Below are 2,857 nucleotides of genomic sequence, written 5' to 3'. Positions count from 1 at the left end.
TTAAAGCCTCCTGTCATAACCTATTAGCAATATGAATTATTATTCATACATTTAACAACGCATCCACACGATGGATAAAATACTAGAACGTTAGCGGCAATGCTGAAAAAAGAAACCAAAAATGAATATCTTACTTAAAATGAAAGCTTGGCAATTATTTTTTATCTCATTTATATTGCCATGGATTTTATCGTTTCTATACCTGTTTTTTGTTGACTTAGAAACATTTGATGCAGTAGACAAATTAATGGGTGCAATTTCAATAATGTATTATTCCGTTTTCTTGGCGTGGAATTATAAAGTCGTAAAAACGTTTAATAAAAATTCGGACGCATTGACAAAAAAACAAATAAAACGGCTGGACTGGTTAATAGCAGTATTAGTGATTTATATCTTGTATTTGACAACGCATATAAGTAAAATTTTCCCTGACTCTGTAATTGTTAGCATTCTTATTTGGATTTTAATACTTGCAGCTTCATTCGCTTTTTTTTACATCCTATTTAGTACAGCAAAAACGCTCAAGTACATGCAGTTAAAAAATCAATTAAGAACATCAGACATTATTGTTGAAATGTTTGTGATTTTTTATTTCCCAATTGGTGTTTGGTGGGTTCAAAAAAAAGTTAATAGATACTATAATGAATACAAAAATAATAATGGTGAAAATATATTTGAATCAAATTCAAAAAAACAATTAGCAGAATAAAAAAAGGGAAAATAGTTCAAAATATAATTTTCATTTCTATTGTAATCATTGCACTTATTTGGCTAACTAAATCATCAAATAAATCTGAGGAAATTAGATTTCAAGAAGGAGATTTTGCTATCGGACAGATAGATAAATTTGAGAGAAATTTGATGATGGGAAATAGCAAGGGTTATCGTTATCATTTTAGTTCTGCTCAAAAGCAATATCATTACTTTAACGACAAAGGTGTTGCTTATAGCATGGAAAACAAATATTTACCTTCGAGTGAAGAAAGAAAAAATATAAAACCAGGGGACAAATTTTTAGTGATATTTAATAAAGATGGTTCCCAATTATACTTTGACTATCCAATTTTAGACAGTCTTGATTTTGAGAAAAATATAAAAATAATTGAAGAATTACGTAACCAAAAAAGTAATAAAAAATAAAGCACATACCGCTAACACAGTACATATTGCAGGGCGGGTTTAGAGGTTCGCCAACTGCGGATTCTCGTTTCGCAGTTCCGTGTCCTTCGGACAGGAACGCGCTCCGAAATCCGCCCCGACAACATGTACCAACCGTTAGCGGTTATACTAAAGAGAGTTCCAAGTAACAATGAGTGAGAATTTGAAAAATAGAACGATTTTAAGTATTCTTGATTTAAAAACAGGAAAAGAAATCAAATCTGATGAATTCTTTAAAAAAGAAATAGATGAGATTTTTCAGCTTCGTTATGACTTTGAAACTGCGATAAGAGAACAAAATTCGAGATTCGTCTGCTATTATTGTAAACAACCAGTAAAGATTAGAGGACAACGTGATTCAAAGGTAATTATGCATTTTGCACATCTTCGAGATAGTGATGAATGTCCTATAAAGACAGGGAACAAATTTACAAAAGAAGAAATCCAAAGAATCAAGTATAATGGAGCAAAAGAAAGCGAACTACATTTCACACTAAAAATAGGACTTGCAGATTTTCTCAAAAGAAACCAGGATTATAATAAAGGAATTGAAGAAGTCAATATTGAAAAAGTCATAAAAGACCAAGCAATTCCTAAAGTTTGGAAAAAGCCAGATGTCTCTTCGATTTTTAATGGTAAACCAGTTGTATTTGAATTGCAACTTTCAACAACATTTTTAAGCGTAATCAACTCAAGACAAGAATTTTATAAGGGAAATAAAACATATATATTATGGGTTTTCAGCTCTTTTGACACTGATGATGATAAAAGAAAATTTACTCAAAGTGATATTTTTTACAATAATAATTTCAATGGTTTCGAATTTAATCAGGAAGCAATTGATTTGTCTAAAAAAGAAAATGATTTAGTTTTAAAGTGTTATTATAAAAAGCTTTACATCGAAGATTTGTCAATATTGGATGACTGGGATGAATGTATGGTTAAACTTCAAGATTTGACCTTTGACAATGAAAATTATTCCGTTTATTATTACAATTACTCAGCAGAACAAGAACGTTTAAAGGAAGAACTTAATACAAAAAGAGTTTTAGAATATTCACCACTTATTAACCTTGTAAAAAAGGAAAACTCTATTTATGAAATAACTAACTTGATTCTTGATGGTTACGTTATAAAAAAGCCAGAAAAGGAATACATTTTGAGTCTGTACAACGATGAAATTATAAATGCAAAAGTCGTTGACCAATACAGTTGGCAAATAAATATCGTTTGGATTACAATATTTCTGAAAATCCAGAAAATTGAATTAATAAAACGTATATCAGATAATCAACACCTTAACCGAATGATATTTGATATTTTAAGTTTGAAACTCAATAAAATTCTGGGATATGCTGTTGATAATCATAAACAAATCGCAAATACTGTTTTGCAAAGTCGAAAAGAATACTTGGACATATTTTTAAATGCAGTAAATAAGTTTAGACCTGAATTGTTTAAAACAGAAGATAAAAAAGGGAAATTAGTAAAAACTTTAAAGAAAACTCTGATTGATAAACCTGAGCAAAAGATAGAGGATAATGATATTTTTAAGATTATGTTTCCTGAATTGTTTTAAAATAATGAAAATGAATAAAGTACAACCGCTAATCGAGTAGACTGCCCCGCCAGTGAACACTGACGGGGAGAGCCTCTCACACCACTGTACGTACGGGTCTCGTATACAGCGGTTCATTAA

General features: G+C 30.1%; 3 protein-coding genes. All 3 read left to right on the top strand.

The genetic code is table 11. The annotated features are described in order from the left end of the window. Nucleotides 1-121: 121 nt before the first annotated feature. The 3 genes from N2K84_RS20045 to N2K84_RS20035 all read left to right on the top strand — a co-directional run bounded on the left by N2K84_RS20045 (nt 122) and on the right by N2K84_RS20035 (nt 2,737). Complete coding sequence (locus N2K84_RS20045; RefSeq protein WP_282593614.1) at nt 122-709, top strand: hypothetical protein; 588 nt, start codon at nt 122-124, stop codon at nt 707-709. A gap of 152 nt (nt 710-861) precedes the next feature. Then, nucleotides 862-1,140 (top strand): hypothetical protein, encoded by a 279-nt coding sequence (locus N2K84_RS20040; protein WP_282593613.1) that lies wholly within the window; start codon nt 862-864, stop codon nt 1,138-1,140. 169 nt (nt 1,141-1,309) lie between these two features. Next, nucleotides 1,310-2,737 carry a DUF6035 family protein gene (locus N2K84_RS20035; protein WP_282593612.1) on the top strand — a complete coding sequence of 476 codons (1,428 nt, stop codon included), beginning with the start codon at nt 1,310-1,312 and terminating at the stop codon, nt 2,735-2,737. The last annotated feature ends 120 nt before the right edge of the window (nt 2,738-2,857 follow it).

The organism is Gaoshiqia sediminis, assembly GCF_025907915.1.
Lineage (GTDB): Bacteria > Bacteroidota > Bacteroidia > Bacteroidales > Prolixibacteraceae > Gaoshiqia > Gaoshiqia sediminis.
Note: the sequence above shows the minus strand (reverse complement) of the source record. Positions and strands in the feature narration are given on the sequence as shown.